We start from the raw sequence: 19,682 nt of genomic DNA, 5'->3' as shown, positions 1-19,682 counted from the left end.
GGACCAACACGGCCGTACAACTCCCTCACTCATCAAGGGAAATCACTCAGCTGTACCACCGTGCGCACAGCTTACGGACTCACCCGCAGGCAACTTCAGAGGGTTGCTGTCACAAATCTGTTGCAGGGCAGTGCGGTTGTCCGGCGCGGCAGCCCGCGCCCGCGCCGCCGGTGACGTCGTGTCACGGCGTACGGCCCTGTGTGCGCTGCCGGTGTCCCTTCACGTCGGGGCGGCCGATGTGGCCGGCCGCGCGCTCGGACTCGCCGAGCCAGATGTGGGGGACGTACTGCTGGACCGCCGTGACCACCTGCTGCCGGTAGGGGGCCGGGAAGGGGAGGCGGTAGCGCAGGCGGGGCAGGTCGGGGTGCAGCGGCTCCTCCTCGCGGACCAGCGTCCACAGCACCGGGTCGTCCCGGTCGATGGGGGCGGTGGGGAACAGCTCGAGGGAGTAGAGCTTCTGGCTGCGGCCGAGCTTGCTCCAGTACAGGCCGACCCCGGCGAGCGTCTGCCAGGGGATGACGTTCCGGACGTTTCCGTTTGCGACCCACAGACCGGTGTGGTCGACGAGGATCCTGCTGCGGCGGTTCGCCCAGTTGGAGAGGAAGAGGAGCACGCCGAGAACACCGAGCGCCAGCATGAAGACGAGGCCCGCGAACCCCGCGACGGTGGACTCGCCCTTCTGGTTCCCGGTGGCGATCATGGCAGCGCCGCCGACGCCGACGGCCCCCACCACGATGAGCAGGACGGAACAGGGCAGTCCCACCATGACGCTGCGGCGGCCGGACCGTATGACCATCGCGTCCGGGGCGGGGGAGAGGGGGTGCGGTGTCATGGTGCGTGAGCCTAACGAATCGCCGACGGCCTACGGCAGTTGCGGCTACGGCACGTATCCCGCCAACCGCGCCAGAAGGAACGTATCCCGCCAACCACGTGCCAACCGTGCGTCAGAAGAAGTAGCTCACCAGGAAGCACACCCCCGCACCCACAAGCCCCACCCCGATCATCCCGATCACAGCAGCCCGCGTCACTCCCCGCCCCGCCGCCTCCCACGCCGCGTCGAACGAGATACGGCTCCGGCCGAACGGGGCGAAACCGGTGGCGAGGCAGAAGACGCCGAGGCCCGTGAGGACCCAGCCGCCGAAGAAGGCGCCGAACCAGCGCCACGCCCGGTCCGTGCCGCTCTGGACGTAGTCGGCATCGCTCGCGCCGGCCGCCGTCGGTGGCTCCGTCTGCTGCACCGACAACTCGGTGCCCTGCGCGTACCGTTGCCTGACCTGCACCGCGGCCTTGGGGTCCGTGTTCGTGCCGCCGTCGGCGACAAAGGTGCCCTCGCAGCGGACGGGCCGGCGGTTCTTGCGGCTGCTGCGCGAGGCGTTGTTCGGGTAGCTCACCTCGCACTGCTGCACGGTCAGGGTGCCGTGCGTACCCGCCCAACCCGCCGTGTACGCCCCCTCGTACGCGCCGTATCCGCTCAGGGCGAGCCCCGCCAGCAGGAAGACCAGGCCGCCCGCGCGTCCGAGGCGGCCGAGGGCCCGCCCGAGGAGACCGGCGGCGGAACGGTCGGGTCCGGTGACCTTGCCGGTGGCTTGCGTCCGAGCCATGACAATCTGTCCTTCTCTTCCGCGGCGGCCGGTGGCAGCCGGTGGCGGCCCGTGGCGGTCATTGGGAGCCAGCATGGCATCCCGCGCGTGACGAGAGATACTGCGGGTGGCCGAGAAGCGATGAGCAGCGAGGAGACGCGACATGACCAGTCGACCCGGCAACTCACCCGATCCGCAGGGCTCTTCGCCGGACCGCGGTGTACTGGACGAGGCACTCGAACCGGAGCAGATCCGTTCCCTGAACTCCGCCCTGCGTCAACTGTCCACGTCCGACGGCGTCGGCAAGGACATGCAGGAGGCGGCCAAGAAGCTGCTCTCCGGGCGCCTTGCCCTGCGTGACGCCCTCGACGACCCCGCGGTGGCCCGCGCGCTGGGCAGCGGCATGTCGTCCCTGCGTGATCAGTGGGAGTCGCTGTCCGAGGAGGAGCGCGAGCAGATCAGGCGCGGGGAGACCGGGGAGAGCGGAGACCCCTCCTCCGGGCCGTCCGAGCCGAAGCGGCCGGAGGGCGACGGCCCACAACCCGGAAAGAAGAACCAAGGGCGCCACAGCGGCGGATTCTCGCTGTACTGACGCCCTCGCGGACGACGTACTCACACCGTCGCAGACGTCCTACTCCGCCGACATCCCACCATTGTGCGGCGCGGGCTCCAGGTCGAACTCCCCGTCCCGCGCCCCGAGTACGAACGCCCGCCACTCCGCCTCGGTGTACCGCAGCACCGTGTCGGGATCGAGGGACGAGCGCATGGCGACCGCGCCCTGCGGCAGATACGCGATCTCGACGCGCTCCTCGTGCGTCTCGGTGCCGGGCGCGGAGTGCCACTCGACCCCCGAGATGTCGAGGGCGTACAGCTCGTCCCGCTCGCGCTCCTTGCGCGCCTTGACGTCCTCGGGCTGAGTCTCGACCTCGTTGTCCCGTGCCTGGGTCATGCTGCTGGGCCTCTTCCTGACGTGCCTACGAAGTGTGCGTCTCAGCCTACTTGCGCGGATGGCGCTCACGCTGTGGAAGTGGAAAGTCACTCACAGTCCGCGGGTTCAGAGTTCTCCATCTTGCCGGCGCCGCTCATGATGCACCCCGGTCACCATCTCCACCTGGCCGTCGTACTTCGAGGTCAGATCCCGCCAAGCGGCGTCCTCGTTGCCCTCGTTCAGCTCGTGCCGGACGCCCATCTCCGTGAACGCCAGCCCCATCCCCGCGATCCGCTCCGCCAGGCTGCCCATGGACTGGTACATGCCGTCGCGCAGACCCTCGTAGACGACCCCGAACTTCTCGCCGATGTCGTCGTCGCCCCAGGGCGGCGTGGAACCGCTGCCGCCCTCCAGCGCGGTCAGGCCGTTCTGCAGGGCCTGCACCGCCTTGCTGAAGTCCAGGCCGACGCTGAACATGTTGAAGCCCTCGGTCTTGAGGACTCCGGGATCGGCCTGCATCCCGTCGTTGGCCACAACTGCCCCCCGTGACTCGGCTCTTCTGTCGCAGCGTCACCTTAACGGGCCCGCCGTGGCCCGAACCAGACCCATCCGCACACGGCGGAGGGGCGGCCCCCACCCGGGTGCCGCCCCTCTCGTCGCTCAGCCGTGCAAGGTCACTCAGCCGTGCACAGATCAGTGCCGCGGCGGCAGCCACCCCGTCTGGATCAGCTGCCCGCTCCTGCGCCGCGTGTGGAAGTACCCACGCCCGGGCGGCAGTTGCGACGCCGTGATGTTGCCGAGCAGTGCTCCCTCGGTCCGGTCGCCGGCGAGCACGATGCCCTGCGCGCCGAGCTCGCGCAGGCGCTGCATCACCGGCTCGTACAGCGACCGGCTGGCGCCGCCCGAGGAGCGCGCGATGATGACGCGCAGGCCGACGTCACGGGCGAAGGGCAGGTACTCGAGCAGCGGGGACAGCGGGTTCATACCGGTCGCCACCAGGTCGTAGTCGTCGATGATGACGAACGCGTCCGGGCTGCTGTACCAGCTGCGGTTGCGCAGCTGCTCGGGCGTCACGTCCGGGCCCGGCATCCGGCGGCCGAGCGAACCGGCCAGTCCCTCCAGCGTCTCCGCCAGCGAGGGCGCCGCCGCGCAGTACCGGGAGAGATGCGACTCGGGCACGCCCTCCAGGTGGGCACGCCGGTAATCACCCATGACGATCTTCGCCTGCTGCGGTGTGTAGCGCTCACAGATCTGCTTGATGAGCAGCCGCAGCATCGCGGACTTACCGGACTCGCTCTCACCGAACACGATGAAGTGCGGGTCCGTCTCGAAGTCCACGAAGACCGGCGCGAGCGACGACTCGTCGATGCCGATGGCGACACCGCGCTCCGGGTGCTCGAAGCCCTTGGGCAGCCGGTCCCAGGGCAGCATCGTCGGCAGCAGCCGTACGGCCGGGGCGGGGGCGCCCTGCCAGTTGTCGTTGATGCCCCGGACGAGGATCGCCGTCGCCTCCGACAGGTCCTCCGTCTCCGAGGAGCCGTCGACCCGGGGCAGGGCGGTCATGAAGTGCAGCTTGTCCGGCGTCAGACCGCGGCCCGGCACGGTGGCCGGCACGTTCTGCGCGACCTTGCGGTCGATCTCCGACTCGGTCGGGTCGCCGAGCCGCAGCTCGATGCGGTTCTGCAGCATGTCCTTGAGCGCGGGCCGCACTTCGGTGTAGCGGCTCGCGGTGAGGATCACATGCACACCGAAGCCGAGGCCACGCGTGGCGATCTCGGTGACGGTGGACTCGAGCAGCTCGTAGTCGGTCTTGAAGGTGGCCCAGCCGTCGATGACGAGGAAGACGTCACCCCAGGGCTGGTCGGGCAACTGGCCCGCGTTCCGGCGCTGACGGTAGGTCTGCACCGAGTCGACGTTGTTCGCGCGGAAGTACTCCTCGCGCGCGTTGAGGATCCCCTCGACCTCGCTGACCGTACGGCGCACCTTCTCGGCGTCGAGCCGGTTGGCGACCCCGCCGACGTGGGCCAGCTCCTCCATTGAGATGAGGCTGCCACCGCCGAAGTCCAGGCAGTAGAACTGCACTTCGGACGGTGTGTGGGTGAGCGCGAACGACGAGATCAGCGTGCGCAGCAGCGTCGACTTGCCGGACTGCGGGCCACCGACGAACAGACCGTGGCCCGCACCACCGGAGAAGTCCCGGTACAGCACGTCGCGCCGCTGCTCGAACGGCTTGTCGACCAGGCCGACCGGCACATTGAGCCGGCCGAGTGCCGTGTAGTCGGGCGCGGTCAGGCCGCGTTCCGGGTGGACGGCGAGCTGGGGGAGGAGCTGCTCCAGCGAGGGCGCCTCCTCCAGCGGGGGCAGCCACACCTGGTGGGCGGGCGGGCCCTGGTTGACCATCCGGCCGACGAGGACGTCCAGGACGGTGTCGGCGAGCGCGTCGTCCACCCTGTTGTCGGGCTCCGGCTCGTCGATCACCGGCTGCGGCGGCAGCTGCACGTGCTCCGCCGTGAACAGCGCGGGCCGGAGCTGCGTCGAGCGGTGCACCCGGGACGGGCCTTCGCCGTGGTACGGCCCCGACACGTACGCCGCCTTGAAGCGGACCATGGTGTCGGTGTCGTACCGCAGATAGCCGGAGCCGGGGATCGACGGCAGGTGGTAGGCGTCCGGGACGCCGATCGCCGTGCGGGACTCGGCGGCGGAGAAGGTCCGCAGACCGATCCGGTACGACAGGTACGTGTCCAGGCCGCGGAGCTTGCCTTCCTCCAGGCGCTGCGAGGCCAGCAGCAGGTGGATGCCCAGCGACCGGCCGATACGGCCGATCTGGATGAACATGTCGATGAAGTCGGGCTTGGCGGTGAGGAGTTCGGAGAACTCGTCGAGCACGATCACCAGTGAGGCCATCGGCTCCAGCGCGGCGCCGGCCGCCCGGGCCTTCTCGTAGTCGTGCAGGTTGGCGTAGTTGCCGGCCGAGCGCAGCAGCTCCTGGCGGCGCTGCGTCTCACCCATGATCGAGTCGCGCATGCGGTCGACGAGGGTGAGGTCGTCGGCGAGGTTGGTGATGACCGCCGCGGTGTGCGGCATGTCCGCCATACCGGCGAAGGTCGCACCGCCCTTGAAGTCCGCGAGGATGAAGTTCAGCGTCTCCGAGGAGTGCGTCACCGCGAGACCGAGCACCAGTGTGCGCAGCACCTCGGACTTGCCGGAACCGGTCGCGCCGACGCACAGACCGTGCGGGCCCATGCCCTCCTGCGAGGCCTCCTTGAGGTCCAGCATGACCGGCTCGCCGTTCTCGCCGACACCGATCGGCACCCGAAGCCGCTCGTGCAGCGTGCGGGGCCGCCAGGTGCGGGAGACGTCGACGGCGCCCGCGTCGCCGATGCCCATGAGGTCGGTGAAGTCCAGGTTGGACAGCAGGGGTTCGCCCTCCTCCGCGGAGCCGACCCGGAAGGGGGCCAGCTGCCGGGCCAGGGACTCGGCCTGCGCCGGGTTCAGCACATCGGGCTTGCCGTTGTACGCGGACTCATGGCCGACGAACAGCCGCATCCGCTCCGGCTTCACGTAGACCGTGAGGCCCGCGCGCAGCTCCTCCTCCAGCTCGCCGGGGGAGATCTCGATGAACGTGACGCCCTGCAGGCCCTCGGCGCTGGCGAGTTCGGAGTCCGGCGGTACGGTGCCGCCGTCGAGTACCACGATCAGGTGCGGCTGGTCGTAGACCGGGTTGGCGTCCCGGTTCCAGCGCGGCCGGTCGTCCAACTGGTCCGCCAGCGCCTCCTCCAGCTCCCCGAGGTCGTCGAAGAGGAGCCGGGTCGAACCCGCGCCGTCCTTGACCTTCGGATGCTGGCTGTGCGGCAGCCACTTGATCCAGTCCCAGTCCGCCGTCGCCGAGGGATGCGCCACCACGGCGATCATCAGGTCCTCGGGCGAATGCAGCGTCGCCAGCTGGGCCAGGGCCGCGCGGGCACTGCCGTAGACCGTGTCGGTCTCTCCGCACACCGTCACGTGGTAAAAGGCGCGAAGCGAGACGGAGACGGGCAGGTCGGACAGGCTGCCATGCGCGTCGAGGAAGGCCTTCATCGCCGCCGCGGTCAGCGGCTCCAACTCGTCCTTGGGTGCCGTCTCGGGCGCGACGAGCGGAGTGTTGAGCTGCTGGATGCCACGGCCGATGCGTACGGAGGCGAAGTCCGCGTCGGTCGGGCGCCGTTCCCACAGCCGCTTGCCGTCGGCCGCCACCGCCCACAGCTGTTCCGGGTCGGGATGCTGGAAGAGCTGGCTGCGCCGCTGCAGTTCGGCGGTCTTGTGCACGTCCTTGCGGACCTGCTCGAGATAGCGGAAGTAGTCACGCCGGTCCTGTGCCATTCCCGCGCCGCCGCCCTGCCGGGACCTGGCGAACTGGGCGATGGCCATGGCCAGCGTCGAGGCCAGCATCAGCCCGCCGACGACCCTCATGTAGGAGGGCAGGCCGGGCATGAAGAAGAAGCCCACGGAACCCAGCATGCCCATCATGGGCAGCATGTTCATCAACATGCTCTCGTCGCCCTCGCGAGGGATCTCGGGCGGCGTCTCGAGTTTGACCTCGCCGTCCGGGACTGCCGGGGGCACTATCCGCGGTGGTCGCTTGATGATGACGACGCTCACCGATGCACTCATCCTTCGCGATTGATACGTCCTGGCATCGACGCCCCCGTGTACCGCGACGTGTTCTCGTTCGCGTAGGCGCCATACGTGTGGGCGTCGATCCTACTGATGCTTCGAGTGCCCTAGGGAGCCAGGAGGATGGAGATGCCGAGGGGGCCCGGGGAGGAAACCGGGGAGGTGGCCCCCGCACCCCCCATGGCAACGGATATGGTGGCGCTCCGCGTCGTACGAGCGGCGCGAGGAAGCCTTGTCCAGCAGGGGGAAGTACCAGGTGAGCACGGGGACGTCGACAGGTTTCTGCCGAATCACGATCGCGGCGCCGGACAGCCGGGTCGATGTCGCGCTACCGGAGGATCTGCCGATTCAGGACCTATTTCCTGAGATCGTCAGGCTCTCGGGCCTGGCCCGGCCGGACGCCGATCCGGCCGGCTACCACCTGGTCAGCCGCGAGGGCCAAGTACTCGACGCCAGCCGCTCGTTGCTCGAGCACCGGGTCAGGGACGGCGATGTACTGCTGCTGCGCACCTTCGCCGACTCCCTGCCGCCGGCCGTGCACGACGACGTCGTGGACGCGATCGCCGCCGCGGTCAAGCAGGACATCCGCAGCTGGAACGACAACCTGATGCGCGTGGCCGGACTCGTCTCCGGCGCACTGCTGCTGATCATGCTCGGCTTCGTCTTCTGGTTCGCGGATCCGATACGGCACGACATGCACGGCCTGCAGGGCATCCTCGCCGGCGTGGTCGCCCTGGCCCTGACGGCACTCGCCGGGGTACGGGCCCGCGTGTACGACGACCGTGGTTCCGCCGTCGCGCTCGGCATCTCGGCGCTGCCGCACGCGCTCATCGCGGGCTCCGGCGTCATCCCGCAGGACGCGGGCGAGGGCCCCGGCCGGATCCAGTTCCTCGTCGGCTGTGTCGCCGTACTCCTGCTCTCGGTCGTGCTGATCATGCTGCTGCCGCAGGGCGACGCCCCGTTCGTGGCCGCCGCGCTGGCCGCCGGGATCGGCACGCTCGCCGTGTTCTGCGGGGTGCTCACCGAGGCGGAGCCGCGGGAGATCGCCGCCGGCACCTCCGTCGTCGGCCTGGCGGTCGTCGGCTTCCTGCCCGGCTGGTCCGCCCGCTTCGCGAAGCTGCCGATCGGCTTCCGCAACCCGGAGGACCTGGCCCGGGCCCGTCGTGAGGGCCGCGAGGGCGACCTCGAAGCCGTCGACGTCCAGCGCATCGTCGCCCAGACCAGCCGGGGCCACGAACTGCTGCTCGGCCTGGTCGGGGGCTGCGCCGCCGTCATCGTCGGCGCCGGTGGCGCGGTGCTCGGCTTCAGCGACGGGGGCTGGGCCCAGCTGCTGGCCCTGTGCACCGGCCTCGCCGCGATGCTGCGCGCCCGTCTCTTCCGCTACACCGCCCAGGTCACCTGCCTGTTCGTGGCCGGTGTCAGCACGATCGCGCTGCTGGTGCTCGGGCTGGCCATCTCGCCGCCGGCCGGCATCATCGTCGAGCTCCTCAAGGGCGACTCCAGCGCCGTCGACTTCCGCACCCTGTGGCTCGCCGCCACGGTCGGCGTGGGCGTGCTGGTCCTGATCGCGATCGCGCTGATCGTGCCGCAGAAGGGGCTCTCCCCGTTCTGGGGCCGCATGCTCGATCTCGCCGACTCGCTGGTGCTGCTCTCCCTGGTCCCGATCTGCCTGGCCGTCCTCGATGTCTACGGCAAGGTCCGCGGCGGCATCTGAGCGGCGCGGGAGGCCTGTCAAGAGCGCGCTCGTCTGCTGGTACGCTGTGTAACGGCCGTTTGTGTACGCACCCCCGGAGCCCCTGGCTCTGGAGGCCGCGCCCAGCGGATCCCCGCCTCCCGAGTAATGGAAGCTCCCCCGAGAAGTGGACCGGGGGCACTCGGTGGCCCTTCACAGACTACGAGGAGTACGCGTGTCGCTCGACGCCGCTACGAAGAAGCAGATCATCACCGAGTTCGGTACCAAGGAGGGCGACACCGGCTCTCCCGAGGTCCAGGTCGCGATGCTCTCGCGCCGTATCTCGGACCTGACCGAGCACCTCAAGACCCACAAGCACGACCACCACTCCCGTCGTGGTCTGCTGATCCTGGTCGGTCAGCGCCGTCGGCTGCTGCAGTACCTGGCGAAGAAGGACATCGCGCGCTTCCGCGCGCTGGTCGACCGCCTCGGCATCCGCCGCGGTGCGGCGGGCGCCAAGTAAGACGCCGTGAAGGGAGCGGTTCCCGAGAGGATCGGGGGCCGCTCCCTTTGCCGTACGTGCGGAAACGTGCGGAGTGTCACACCCGCTTTGTAGTGTGGTAGCACAACGCAGTACGCACGACACAGCACAACCAGAAAGAAAAAGAGAGGAGAAGCGCGCCTCGCCGCCGCCGGTCCTCGGTAGTGGCCCCCGGGCGAGTGAGCCCCGGGTGCTTCGATCGAAGACCGGCCCGCACCAGACGGAGCGCTTCTCCGCAACCGTCCCCCTGCCACACGGGCAGCCACGGGACAAAGACGACAAGTAACGGAGAAAACGCTAGTGGAGAACGAGACCCACTACGCCGAGGCCGTCATCGACAACGGCTCCTTCGGCACCCGCACCATCCGCTTCGAGACGGGCCGCCTGGCCAAGCAAGCCGCCGGCTCCGCCGTGGCGTACCTGGACGACGACACCATGGTGCTGTCGGCCACCACCGCCTCCAAGAACCCCAAGGACCAGCTCGACTTCTTCCCCCTCACGGTGGACGTCGAGGAGCGGATGTACGCCGCCGGCAAGATCCCCGGCAGCTTCTTCCGCCGTGAGGGCCGGCCGTCCGAGGACGCCATCCTCACCTGCCGCCTCATCGACCGCCCGCTGCGCCCGTCCTTCAAGAAGGGCCTGCGCAACGAGATCCAGGTCGTCGCCACGATCATGGCCCTCAACCCCGACCACCTGTACGACGTCGTGGCGATCAACGCCGCCTCCGCGTCCACGCAGCTGGCCGGTCTGCCCTTCTCCGGCCCGATCGGCGGCGTCCGCGTCGCGCTGATCAACGGCCAGTGGGTCGCGTTCCCGACGCACACCGAGCTCGAGGACGCCGTCTTCGACATGGTCGTCGCGGGCCGCACCCTGGAGGACGGCGACGTCGCGATCATGATGGTCGAGGCCGAGGCCACCGAGAAGACCATCCAGCTGGTCAAGGGCGGCGTCGAGGCGCCGACCGAGGAGGTCGTCGCCGCCGGTCTGGACGCCGCGAAGCCCTTCATCAAGGTCCTCTGCAAGGCCCAGTCGGACCTCGCCGCGAAGGCCGCCAAGCCGACCGGCGAGTTCCCGATCTTCCTGGACTACCAGGACGACGTCCTTGAGGCGCTCACCGGCGCAGTCAAGCCGGAGCTCGCCCAGGCGCTCACGATCGTCGGCAAGCAGGAGCGCGAGGCCGAGCTGGACCGCGTGAAGGCGCTCGCCGCCGAGAAGCTCCTGCCGGAGTTCGAGGGCCGCGAGAAGGAGATCTCCGCCGCGTACCGCTCGCTGACCAAGGCCCTGGTCCGTGAGCGCGTCATCAAGGAGAAGAAGCGCATCGACGGGCGTGGCGTCACGGACATCCGTACGCTCGCCGCCGAGGTCGAGGCCATTCCGCGGGTGCACGGTTCCGCCGTGTTCGAGCGGGGCGAGACCCAGATCCTGGGCGTCACCACGCTGAACATGCTCCGTATGGAGCAGCAGCTGGACACCCTCTCCCCGGTGACCCGCAAGCGCTACATGCACAACTACAACTTCCCGCCGTACTCCACCGGCGAGACCGGCCGCGTCGGCTCCCCGAAGCGCCGCGAGATCGGCCACGGCGCCCTCGCCGAGCGCGCCCTGATCCCGGTCCTGCCGACGCGTGAGGAGTTCCCCTACGCGATCCGCCAGGTCTCCGAGGCGCTCAGCTCGAACGGCTCGACGTCCATGGGCTCGGTCTGCGCCTCCACCATGTCGCTGCTGAACGCCGGTGTGCCGCTGAAGGCCCCGGTCGCCGGTATCGCCATGGGCCTGATCTCCCAGGAGATCGACGGCGAGACGCACTACGTCACCCTCACCGACATCCTCGGTGCGGAGGACGCCTTCGGCGACATGGACTTCAAGGTCGCCGGCACCAAGGAGTTCGTGACCGCCCTCCAGCTCGACACCAAGCTGGACGGCATCCCGGCCTCCGTCCTGGCCGCGGCCCTCAAGCAGGCCCGTGACGCCCGCCTCCACATCCTCGACGTGATGATGGAAGCGATCGACACGCCGGACGAGATGTCCCCGAACGCCCCGCGGATCATCACCGTCAAGATCCCCGTGGACAAGATCGGCGAGGTCATCGGCCCCAAGGGCAAGATGATCAACCAGATCCAGGAGGACACCGGCGCCGACATCACGATCGAGGACGACGGCACGATCTACATCGGCGCGGTCGACGGCCCCTCCGCCGAGGCCGCCCGCACCACGATCAACGGCATCGCCAACCCGACGATGCCCGAGGTCGGCGAGCGCTACCTGGGTACGGTCGTGAAGACCACCACCTTCGGCGCCTTCGTCTCCCTGCTCCCCGGCAAGGACGGTCTGCTGCACATCTCGCAGATCCGCAAGCTGGCCGGCGGCAAGCGCGTGGAGAACGTCGAGGACGTCGTCGGCGTGGGCCAGAAGGTCCAGGTCGAGATCGCCGAGATCGACTCCCGCGGCAAGCTCTCCCTGATCCCCGTGATCGAGGGCGAAGACGCTGACGAAGAAGACAAGAAGGACGCTGCGTCCGACAGCGGCTCCGCCGCGGGCGACCAGTGACGTCGAACAACTCCACGGCGACGGCCCGCACCTCTTCGGAGGCGCGGGCCGTCGCCCGTACCCAAACCCTGATCAAGGGCGTCAACGGCATCGGTACGGTCCGTAAGACCACCCTCCCCGGAGGCCTCCGCGTCGTCACCGAAACGCTCCCGTCCGTGCGCTCCGCCACCTTCGGCATCTGGGCGCATGTCGGCTCCCGCGACGAGACGCCGGCCCTGAACGGCGCCACGCACTACCTGGAGCACCTCCTCTTCAAGGGCACCACCCGCAGGTCCGCGCTCGACATCTCTTCGGCCCTCGACGCGGTCGGCGGCGAGATGAACGCGTTCACGGCCAAGGAGTACACGTGCTACTACGCGCGCGTGCTCGACGCCGACCTGCCGCTCGCCATCGACGTCGTCTGCGACATGCTCACGGGCTCCCTCATCCTCGAAGAGGACGTCAACGTCGAGCGGGGCGCCATCCTCGAAGAGATCGCGATGACCGAGGACGACCCGGGCGACTGCGTGCACGACCTGTTCGCGCACACGATGTTCGGCGACAACCCCCTCGGCCGCCCCGTCCTCGGCACGGTCGACACGGTCAACGGCCTCACCGCCGACCGCATCCGCCGCTTCTACAAGAAGCACTACGACCCGACCCACCTCGTGGTCGCCTGCGCCGGCAACATCGACCACAACAAGGTCGTACGACAGGTCCGCGCCGCCTTCGAGAAGGCGGGCGCCCTCAACAGCCTCGACGCCACGCCCATCGCCCCGCGGCACGGCAGCCGGAGCGTCCGCACCGCCGGACGCGTCGAGCTGATCGGCCGCAAGACGGAGCAGGCGCACATCGTCCTCGGCATGCCGGGCCTGGCCCGCACGGACGAGCGCCGCTGGGCGCTGGGCGTGCTGAACACGGCGCTCGGCGGCGGGATGTCGTCCCGCCTCTTCCAGGAGGTCCGCGAAAAGCGCGGCCTGGCCTACAGCGTGTACTCGTACACCTCCGGCTTCGCCGACTGCGGCCTCTTCGGCGTGTACGCGGGCTGCCGCCCGTCCCAGGTGCACGACGTGCTGAAGATCTGCCGCGACGAACTCGACCAGGTCGCCGAGCACGGCCTGCCCGAGGACGAGATCGACCGCGCCATCGGCCAGCTCCGTGGCTCCACGGTCCTCGGACTGGAGGACACGGGCGCGCTGATGAACCGTATCGGCAAGAGTGAACTGTGCTGGGGCGAGCAGATGTCCGTCGACGACATGCTGGCCCGGATAGCCTCGGTCACCCCGGACGACGTCCGCGCGGTCGCCCGCGACATCCTGGGACAGCGGCCCTCGCTGTCGGTCATCGGCCCGCTGAAGGACAAACAGGCGTCCCGTCTGCACGAAGCGGTCGCGTCGTAAGCCTCTCGGTCGCGTAAGTCCTCTCCTGAAGGAACTGAAGGAAGCAAGAACATGAGCAAGCTGCGCGTGGCGGTCCTCGGTGCCAAGGGCCGGATCGGATCCGAGGCGGTACGGGCGGTCGAGGCAGCCGAGGACATGGAGCTGGTCGCCGCCCTCAGCCGGGGCGACAAGCTGGAGACCCTGGCCGAGACCGGCGCCCAGGTCGCCGTCGAACTGACCACGCCGGCCTCGGTGATGGGCAACCTCGATTTCTGCGTACGGCACGGCATCCACGCCGTCGTCGGTACGACGGGCTGGACCGAGGACCGTCTCGCGCAGCTCAAGGGCTGGCTGGCCCAGTCCCCGGAGACGGGTGTGCTCATCGCGCCCAACTTCTCCATCGGGGCCGTCCTGACGATGAAGTTCGCGCAGATCGCGGCGCCCTACTTCGAGTCCGTCGAGGTCGTCGAGCTGCACCACCCGAACAAGGTGGACGCCCCCAGCGGCACCGCCACCCGCACGGCCCAGCTCATCGCCGAGGCGCGGGCGAACGCGGGCTCCGCCCCGGCCCCGGACGCCACGGTCACCGCCCTGGACGGCGCCCGCGGGGCGACCGTCGACGGGATCCCGGTCCACGCGATCCGGCTGCGCGGGCTGCTCGCCCACCAGGAGGTGCTGCTGGGCGGCGAGGGCGAGACGCTGACCGTCCGCCATGACTCGCTCCACCACAGCAGCTTCATGCCGGGCATCCTGCTCGGCGCCCGCCGCGTGGTGACCACTCCCGGCCTCACCTTCGGCCTGGAACACTTCCTGGACCTCGGCTGACCGTCATGCGCGCGAAGATCACTTATGCCGTCACGGCTGCCGTCCTGGTCATCTACTTCGTCCTGGTCGGCAGCCGCGGCGTCATGCTCATCCAGGCCGGCACGGCCCTGACCGTCACCTTCGGTGTCGCGGTGCTGATCCTGCCGGTGATCGGCCTGTGGTTCCTGTGGAAGAACACCGAGTTCGTCCGCAAGGCCAACCGGCTCGCCGCCGAACTCGACGCCGAGGGCGGCCTGCCCGTCGACGAACTGAAGCGCACCGCCGGCGGACGCATCGACCGCGACTCGGCCGACGAGGTGTTCGCCAAGCGCAAGGCCGAGACGGAGGCCGCCCCCGACGACTGGCGCAGCTGGTTCCGCCTCGCCGTCGCCTACCACGACGCCCGCGACACCCCACGCGCCCGCAAGGCGATGCAGCGGGCAATCACGCTAAGGGAGACGGCGCGCTGAGGAGCGCCCCGAAGGGGTGCGGGGCTGTATCGATATGCGGCTCCGCCGCGATGGGGGTCCCCCGCTCGAGCGAAGCCGAGAGTGGGGGAGCGACCAGCCCCACCGGCCCGCAGATTCTCACGTTGCTCCTAGCGGCGCGCCTCCGCGGCCCACGCCTCGATCGTGTCCGCGGCCCGGTCGAACGCCTCCGGCCGCGCCAGGAAGTCGGCGTTGTGCGTGGTCAGCAGCGGCTTCTCGTCCTCCGGAGCCCGCCCTTGTCGTACGAGGGTCAGGGCCTGCCCCTGCACTGTGCGCGGCAGCCCGAGCCAGCGCACCGGCTGCTGCACCGTCCGCACGGTGACGATGCGGTCCCAGGCCACCGTGCGCGTGCCGAGGAAGCCCACCCGGCGCAGACCGCGCACGCTCACCCACACACCCATGCGCAGCATCCGCAGGGCGGCGGCGATCACGGCGAGCGCGATGCCGAAGACCACTCCGGACTCGGTGAGCGTGCCGGTCAACGCGATGATGACGGCCGCGAACAGCACATACGAGGCGAGCAGCAGCAGAATGGCCGCCACGCCTACCCGGCAGGGCCCGGGACGGTAGGGACGCCGCCACCGGTCGCGGTCGTCGAACGGCAGCGGGACATCCTCCGCTGCCTCGTATGCGCGGTCGGCCGTCAGGAAGGGCAGGGGCACGGCTGGTCCTCACTCAATCCATGCATGGGCTTGTGCCCGGTGAGGTTATCGACCCGTGTCCCCGCTCACCACCCTCGGGGGTCCGGATGGGGTCAGCGCCCGCTGTCCGCCTGCGACTGCTCGGGCTGCGTGGACGACTGGTCCTGGGACAGCGCCGGCATTCCGAGCACCAGGGACCCGACCAGCCCCGCCACGATGGTGAGTCCCAGCAGCCAGCGCCCGGCTATCTGCCCGGCGGACGCCCGCTCACGCGGTGGGGGCGCGACATTGCTGCGATACCTGTCGGACTCGGCGACGAAGGCGAACGGAACGGGTTCGCGCCGACGAAACATCAGAGGTACCTCTCCTCTCCGGGACCCTGGGCCTCTTCGGGGCTCTCAGGGATCGAACGAATCGCTGTCACCGAGACAGACGAGCGAACGCCTCAAAAGGTGCCCGATTTCCCCGACTTCGCAGAAGTTCGCCAATGTTCGCTGCTGTTAGCGACCGAATGTCGCGGCCCGGCACCGAACGCCCCGTTGTCAGTGCCGGGCCGTAGAGTGGGCGCCGCCCCAGAGAAGTGATGGAAGGGACCCTCCGAGCCGTGACCGACACCCCCGCCGACGACCTCAAGCCCAGCTTCCGCGGTGACGTCACCGTCGAGCTGGTGAAGCACACCGCGTCCGACGCCGACGTGCTGTTCGCCGCCCGCGTCTCGACCATCGGCGAGCAGTCCCTGGAGGAGCTGGGCAAGGACCCCGAGCGCTCCAAGGGCCTGATCAACTACCTGATGCGGGACCGGCACGGCAGCCCCTTCGAGCACAACTCGATGACCTTCTTCATCAGCGCCCCGATCTTCGTCTTCCGCGAGTTCATGCGCCACCGCGTGGGCTGGTCGTACAACGAGGAATCGGGCCGGTACCGCGAGCTCCAGCCGGTCTTCTACGTCCCCGACGAGTCCCGCAAGCTGGTCCAGGAGGGCCGCCCCGGCAAGTACGTCTTCGTCGAGGGCACCCAGGCCCAGCAGGAGCTGGTCGGCCGCGTGATGGAGGACTCGTACCGACAGGCGTACGAGTCGTACCAGCAGATGCTCGCCGCCGGCGTCGCCCGCGAGGTGGCCCGCGCGGTCCTCCCCGTAGGCCTGTTCTCCTCCATGTACGCCACCTGCAACGCCCGCTCGCTGATGCACTTCCTCGGCCTGCGCACCCAGCACGAACTGGCGAAGGTCCCGTCCTTCCCGCAGCGCGAGATCGAGATGGTCGGCGAGAAGATGGAGGCGGAGTGGGCCAGGCTCATGCCCCTCACCTACGCCGCGTTCAATGCCAACGGCCGCGTCGCGCCGTAACGCACGGACGCTGCCCTGCCGGGCACAGTTGTACGGGGCGGCTGGGCGAAGTGTCCGTATTGCGGCATTTGGAGAAGTTCATCTAGCCTGATCAAACGGACCCGGCACTGCTTGAACCCCCGAGCAGGCAGTGCCGGGCTCCATCTTTGTCACGACTTGTCGCCTGCCCCGAGGGCAGACCCCGCCCTGAGCAACGAGTAGCGTGTTACCCATGGCTCCGACCTCCACTCCGCAGACCCCCTTCGGGCGGGTCCTCACCGCCATGGTCACGCCCTTCACGGCGGACGGCGCACTCGACCTCGACGGCGCGCAGCGGCTCGCTACCCACCTGGTGGACGCAGGCAACGACGGCCTGATCATCAACGGCACCACCGGCGAGTCCCCCACCACGAGCAATGCGGAGAAAAAGGATCTCGTACGAGCCGTCCTCGAGGCGGTCGGCGACCGGGCCCACGTCGTCGCCGGCGTCGGCACCAACGACACCCGCCACAGCCTCGAACTCGCCCGCGAGGCCGAGAAGACGGGCGCGCACGGCCTCCTGGTCGTGACGCCGTACTACAACAAGCCCCCGCAGGAAGGCCTCTACCGGCACTTCACGGCCATCGCCGACGCCACCGAGCTGCCGGTCATGCTCTACGACATCCCCGGCCGCAGCGGCGTCCCGATCAACTCCGAGACGCTGGTCCGGCTCGCCGAACACCCGCGCATCGTCGCCAACAAGGACGCCAAGGGCGACCTCGGCCGGGCCAGCTGGGCCATCGCACGCTCCGCCCTCGCCTGGTACTCCGGCGACGACATGCTGAACCTGCCGCTGCTCTCCGTGGGCGCCGTCGGCTTCGTCTCCGTCGTCGGCCACGTGGTCACCCCCGAGCTGCGCGCCCTGGTCGAGGCGTACACCGCGGGCGACGTCCACAAGGCGACCGAGATCCACCAGAAGCTGCTCCCGGTCTACACCGGCATGTTCCGCACCCAGGGCGTCATGACCACCAAGGCCGCGCTCACCCTCCAGGGCCTGCCCGCCGGACCGCTGCGCGCACCGATGGTCGAACTCACTCCAGAGGAGATCGAGCAGCTCAAGATCGATCTTGCCGCGGGCGGGGTACAGCTCTAACACCAGACTTCGCGCGAGTCCTCGCGCAACGAAACTCCACAACTGAATAGCAGGCCACCGGTGCCTGCACAGACAACGACAACTGCTACTGCACGAACGTCATGCGCGCCACGTGCCCACCGGTACGTGGCGCGTGTGGTGAGGAGAGTCTTTTGAGTCATCCGCATCCCGAACTCGGCCCGCCCCCGTCGCTGCCCGACGGCGGCCTACGGGTCACCCCGCTCGGCGGCCTCGGTGAAATCGGCCGGAACATGACGGTCTTCGAATACGGCGGCCGCCTCCTGATCGTCGACTGCGGAGTGCTCTTCCCCGAGGAGGAGCAGCCCGGAATCGACCTGATCCTGCCGGACTTCTCGTCCGTCAGGGACCGCCTCGACGACATCGAGGGCATCGTCCTCACGCACGGCCACGAGGACCACATCGGCGGCGTCCCCTTCCTGCTCCGCGAGAAGCCGGACATCCCGCTGATCGGCTCCAAGCTGACCCTCGCCCTGATCGAGGCCAAGCTCCAGGAGCACCGCATCCGCCCCTACACGCTCGAAGTCGCGGAGGGCCACCGCGAACGCATCGGCCCCTTCGACTGCGAGTTCGTGGCGGTCAACCACTCCATCCCGGACGCCCTCGCGGTCGCCATCCGCACACCCGCGGGCATGGTGGTCCACACCGGCGACTTCAAGATGGACCAGCTCCCGCTGGACGGCCGGCTCACGGATCTGCACGCGTTCGCACGTCTGAGCGAGGAGGGCATCGACCTGCTCCTCTCCGACTCGACGAACGCCGAGGTCCCGGGCTTCGTCCCGCCCGAGCGCGACATCTCGAACGTCCTGCGCCAGGTCTTCGGATCCGCCCGCAAGCGGATCATCGTGGCCAGCTTCGCCAGCCACGTCCACCGCATCCAGCAGATCCTGGACGCGGCCCACGAGTACGGCCGTCGCGTCGCCTTCGTCGGCCGCTCCATGGTCCGCAACATGGGTATCGCACGGGACCTGGGCTATCTCAAGGTCCCGCCCGGCCTGGTAGTCGACGTCAAGACCCTCGACGACCTCCCGGACGACGAGATCGTGCTGGTCTGCACGGGCTCACAGGGCGAACCGATGGCAGCCCTGTCGAGGATGGCCAACCGCGACCACCAGATCCGCATCGTCGAGGGCGACACGGTGATCCTGGCGTCGTCGCTCATCCCCGGCAACGAGAACGCGGTCTACCGCGTGATCAACGGCCTGACCCGCTGGGGCGCGAACGTCGTCCACAAGGGCAACGCCAAGGTCCACGTCTCGGGCCACGCCTCCGCCGGCGAGCTCCTGTACTTCTACAACATCTGCCGCCCGAAGAACCTGATGCCGGTGCACGGCGAATGGCGCCACCTACGGGCCAACGCCGAACTGGGCGCCCTGACCGGCGTCCCGCACGACCGCATCGTCATCGCCGAGGACGGCGTCGTCGTCGACCTAGTCGAGGGCAAGGCCAAGATCTCCGGCAAGGTCCAGGCGGGCTACGTCTACGTCGACGGTCTCTCCGTCGGCGACGTGGGCGAGCCGGCCCTCAAGGACCGCAAGATCCTCGGCGACGAGGGCATCATCTCGGTCTTCGTCGTCATCGACGCGTCGACCGGCAAGATCACGGCAGGGCCGCATGTCCAGGCCCGTGGCTCCGGCATCGAGGACTCGGCCTTCAGCGACGTCCTCCCGAAGGTCACGGAAGTCCTGGAACGCTCCGCCCAGGACGGCGTCGTGGAGCCTCATCAGATGCAGCAACTCATCCGACGCACGCTGGGCAAGTGGGTCTCTGACACGTACCGGCGCAGGCCGATGATCCTCCCTGTCGTGGTGGAGGTCTGACCCGCGTACGACCCCTGGCTACGCGCCAACCTGGAGCGGGGGGGGGGGGGGGCGGGGGGAGGGCCGCGCGGCGTTGGAGGGGGTGGGGGAGCCGACTGCGGCTGCGGGCAGCGGTGTGGGCCGGGGTGACGCCCACGCAACGGCTGCTGACGCTGCTGCACCCGCCGCCGCTGCCG

17 protein-coding genes are annotated in these 19,682 nt (G+C 69.3%); 10 read left to right on the top strand and 7 right to left on the bottom strand.

The window, feature by feature from the left end; genetic code table 11:
- Positions 1 to 181 precede the first annotated feature (181 nt).
- Positions 182 to 832 (bottom strand): hypothetical protein, encoded by a 651-nt coding sequence (locus tag AB0I98_RS40085; RefSeq protein WP_362950510.1) that lies wholly within the window; start codon positions 830 to 832, stop codon positions 182 to 184.
- A gap of 112 nt (positions 833 to 944) precedes the next feature.
- Positions 945 to 1,601 (bottom strand): hypothetical protein, encoded by a 657-nt coding sequence (locus AB0I98_RS40080; protein WP_362950508.1) that lies wholly within the window; start codon positions 1,599 to 1,601, stop codon positions 945 to 947.
- Positions 1,602 to 1,743: 142 nt separating this feature from the next.
- Between AB0I98_RS40080 and AB0I98_RS40075 the strand changes: the two genes are divergently transcribed.
- Entirely contained in the window at positions 1,744 to 2,172 is a 429-nt protein-coding gene (locus AB0I98_RS40075) for a hypothetical protein (RefSeq protein WP_362950507.1), read from the top strand.
- A gap of 39 nt (positions 2,173 to 2,211) precedes the next feature.
- Here AB0I98_RS40075 and AB0I98_RS40070 read toward each other — a convergent pair whose 3' ends face one another.
- From AB0I98_RS40070 to eccCa, 3 genes are all read right to left on the bottom strand, one after another.
- Positions 2,212 to 2,529 carry a DUF397 domain-containing protein gene (locus AB0I98_RS40070; RefSeq protein WP_362950505.1) on the bottom strand — a complete coding sequence of 106 codons (318 nt, stop codon included), beginning with the start codon at positions 2,527 to 2,529 and terminating at the stop codon, positions 2,212 to 2,214.
- A 105-nt stretch (positions 2,530 to 2,634) separates the two neighbouring features.
- Complete coding sequence (locus tag AB0I98_RS40065) at positions 2,635 to 3,042, bottom strand: hypothetical protein (protein ID WP_362950504.1); 408 nt, start codon at positions 3,040 to 3,042, stop codon at positions 2,635 to 2,637.
- 159 nt (positions 3,043 to 3,201) lie between these two features.
- The gene (gene eccCa, locus AB0I98_RS40060) at positions 3,202 to 7,146 is read right to left on the bottom strand and encodes a type VII secretion protein EccCa (protein ID WP_362950502.1); all 3,945 of its coding nucleotides are present in this window, start codon (positions 7,144 to 7,146) and stop codon (positions 3,202 to 3,204) included.
- 271 nt (positions 7,147 to 7,417) lie between these two features.
- Here eccCa and eccD point away from each other — a divergent pair, with 271 nt between their 5' ends.
- From eccD to AB0I98_RS40030, 6 genes are all read left to right on the top strand, one after another.
- Positions 7,418 to 8,875 carry a type VII secretion integral membrane protein EccD gene (gene eccD / locus AB0I98_RS40055; protein WP_362950558.1) on the top strand — a complete coding sequence of 486 codons (1,458 nt, stop codon included), beginning with the start codon at positions 7,418 to 7,420 and terminating at the stop codon, positions 8,873 to 8,875.
- Positions 8,876 to 9,068: 193 nt separating this feature from the next.
- Positions 9,069 to 9,356, top strand: coding sequence for a 30S ribosomal protein S15 (rpsO, locus tag AB0I98_RS40050; protein ID WP_210582679.1), 288 nt, complete (start codon positions 9,069 to 9,071; stop codon positions 9,354 to 9,356).
- Between the two features lie 318 nt (positions 9,357 to 9,674).
- Positions 9,675 to 11,921, top strand: coding sequence for a polyribonucleotide nucleotidyltransferase (locus AB0I98_RS40045; protein ID WP_362950500.1), 2,247 nt, complete (start codon positions 9,675 to 9,677; stop codon positions 11,919 to 11,921).
- Positions 11,918 to 13,300, top strand: coding sequence for a pitrilysin family protein (locus tag AB0I98_RS40040; protein ID WP_362950498.1), 1,383 nt, complete (start codon positions 11,918 to 11,920; stop codon positions 13,298 to 13,300). Before AB0I98_RS40045 ends, AB0I98_RS40040 begins: the two co-directional genes overlap by 4 nt.
- A 51-nt stretch (positions 13,301 to 13,351) precedes the next feature.
- The gene (gene dapB, locus AB0I98_RS40035; RefSeq protein ID WP_362950496.1) at positions 13,352 to 14,104 is read left to right on the top strand and encodes a 4-hydroxy-tetrahydrodipicolinate reductase; all 753 of its coding nucleotides are present in this window, start codon (positions 13,352 to 13,354) and stop codon (positions 14,102 to 14,104) included.
- Positions 14,105 to 14,109: 5 nt separating this feature from the next.
- On the top strand, positions 14,110 to 14,553 hold the full coding sequence (locus AB0I98_RS40030) for a hypothetical protein (RefSeq protein ID WP_362950495.1): 444 nt from the start codon (positions 14,110 to 14,112) through the stop codon (positions 14,551 to 14,553).
- A gap of 128 nt (positions 14,554 to 14,681) precedes the next feature.
- On the opposite strand, the gene AB0I98_RS40025 is transcribed toward AB0I98_RS40030, so the two are convergent.
- Complete coding sequence (locus tag AB0I98_RS40025) at positions 14,682 to 15,233, bottom strand: hypothetical protein (protein WP_362950493.1); 552 nt, start codon at positions 15,231 to 15,233, stop codon at positions 14,682 to 14,684.
- Positions 15,234 to 15,325: 92 nt separating this feature from the next.
- Complete coding sequence (locus AB0I98_RS40020; protein ID WP_328355529.1) at positions 15,326 to 15,565, bottom strand: hypothetical protein; 240 nt, start codon at positions 15,563 to 15,565, stop codon at positions 15,326 to 15,328.
- A 251-nt stretch (positions 15,566 to 15,816) separates the two neighbouring features.
- Here AB0I98_RS40020 and thyX point away from each other — a divergent pair, with 251 nt between their 5' ends.
- The 3 genes from thyX to AB0I98_RS40005 all read left to right on the top strand — a co-directional run bounded on the left by thyX (position 15,817) and on the right by AB0I98_RS40005 (position 19,506).
- A complete protein-coding gene (thyX, locus tag AB0I98_RS40015) occupies positions 15,817 to 16,557 on the top strand; it encodes an FAD-dependent thymidylate synthase (RefSeq protein ID WP_362950491.1) in 741 nt (246 codons plus the stop codon).
- A 211-nt stretch (positions 16,558 to 16,768) separates the two neighbouring features.
- A complete protein-coding gene (gene dapA, locus AB0I98_RS40010; protein ID WP_328355523.1) occupies positions 16,769 to 17,668 on the top strand; it encodes a 4-hydroxy-tetrahydrodipicolinate synthase in 900 nt (299 codons plus the stop codon).
- A 152-nt stretch (positions 17,669 to 17,820) separates the two neighbouring features.
- The gene (locus AB0I98_RS40005) at positions 17,821 to 19,506 is read left to right on the top strand and encodes a ribonuclease J (protein ID WP_362950489.1); all 1,686 of its coding nucleotides are present in this window, start codon (positions 17,821 to 17,823) and stop codon (positions 19,504 to 19,506) included.
- Positions 19,507 to 19,682 lie beyond the last annotated feature (176 nt).

It is taken from the genome of Streptomyces sp. NPDC050211 (genome assembly GCF_040656035.1).
Taxonomy (GTDB): domain Bacteria; phylum Actinomycetota; class Actinomycetes; order Streptomycetales; family Streptomycetaceae; genus Streptomyces.
The sequence above is the reverse complement of the archived record's forward strand: the minus strand, read 5'-3'. Positions and strand labels throughout refer to the sequence as shown.

Coding starts and splice junctions, on each gene's coding strand:
- AB0I98_RS40085 (WP_362950510.1), bottom strand. CDS start 832: ATGACACCGCACCCCCTCTCCCCCGCCCCGGACGCGATGGTCATACGG.
- AB0I98_RS40080 (WP_362950508.1), bottom strand. CDS start 1,601: ATGGCTCGGACGCAAGCCACCGGCAAGGTCACCGGACCCGACCGTTCC.
- AB0I98_RS40075 (WP_362950507.1), top strand. CDS start 1,744: ATGACCAGTCGACCCGGCAACTCACCCGATCCGCAGGGCTCTTCGCCG.
- AB0I98_RS40070 (WP_362950505.1), bottom strand. CDS start 2,529: ATGACCCAGGCACGGGACAACGAGGTCGAGACTCAGCCCGAGGACGTC.
- dapB (WP_362950496.1), top strand. CDS start 13,352: ATGAGCAAGCTGCGCGTGGCGGTCCTCGGTGCCAAGGGCCGGATCGGA.
- AB0I98_RS40030 (WP_362950495.1), top strand. CDS start 14,110: ATGCGCGCGAAGATCACTTATGCCGTCACGGCTGCCGTCCTGGTCATC.
- AB0I98_RS40020 (WP_328355529.1), bottom strand. CDS start 15,565: ATGTTTCGTCGGCGCGAACCCGTTCCGTTCGCCTTCGTCGCCGAGTCC.
- dapA (WP_328355523.1), top strand. CDS start 16,769: ATGGCTCCGACCTCCACTCCGCAGACCCCCTTCGGGCGGGTCCTCACC.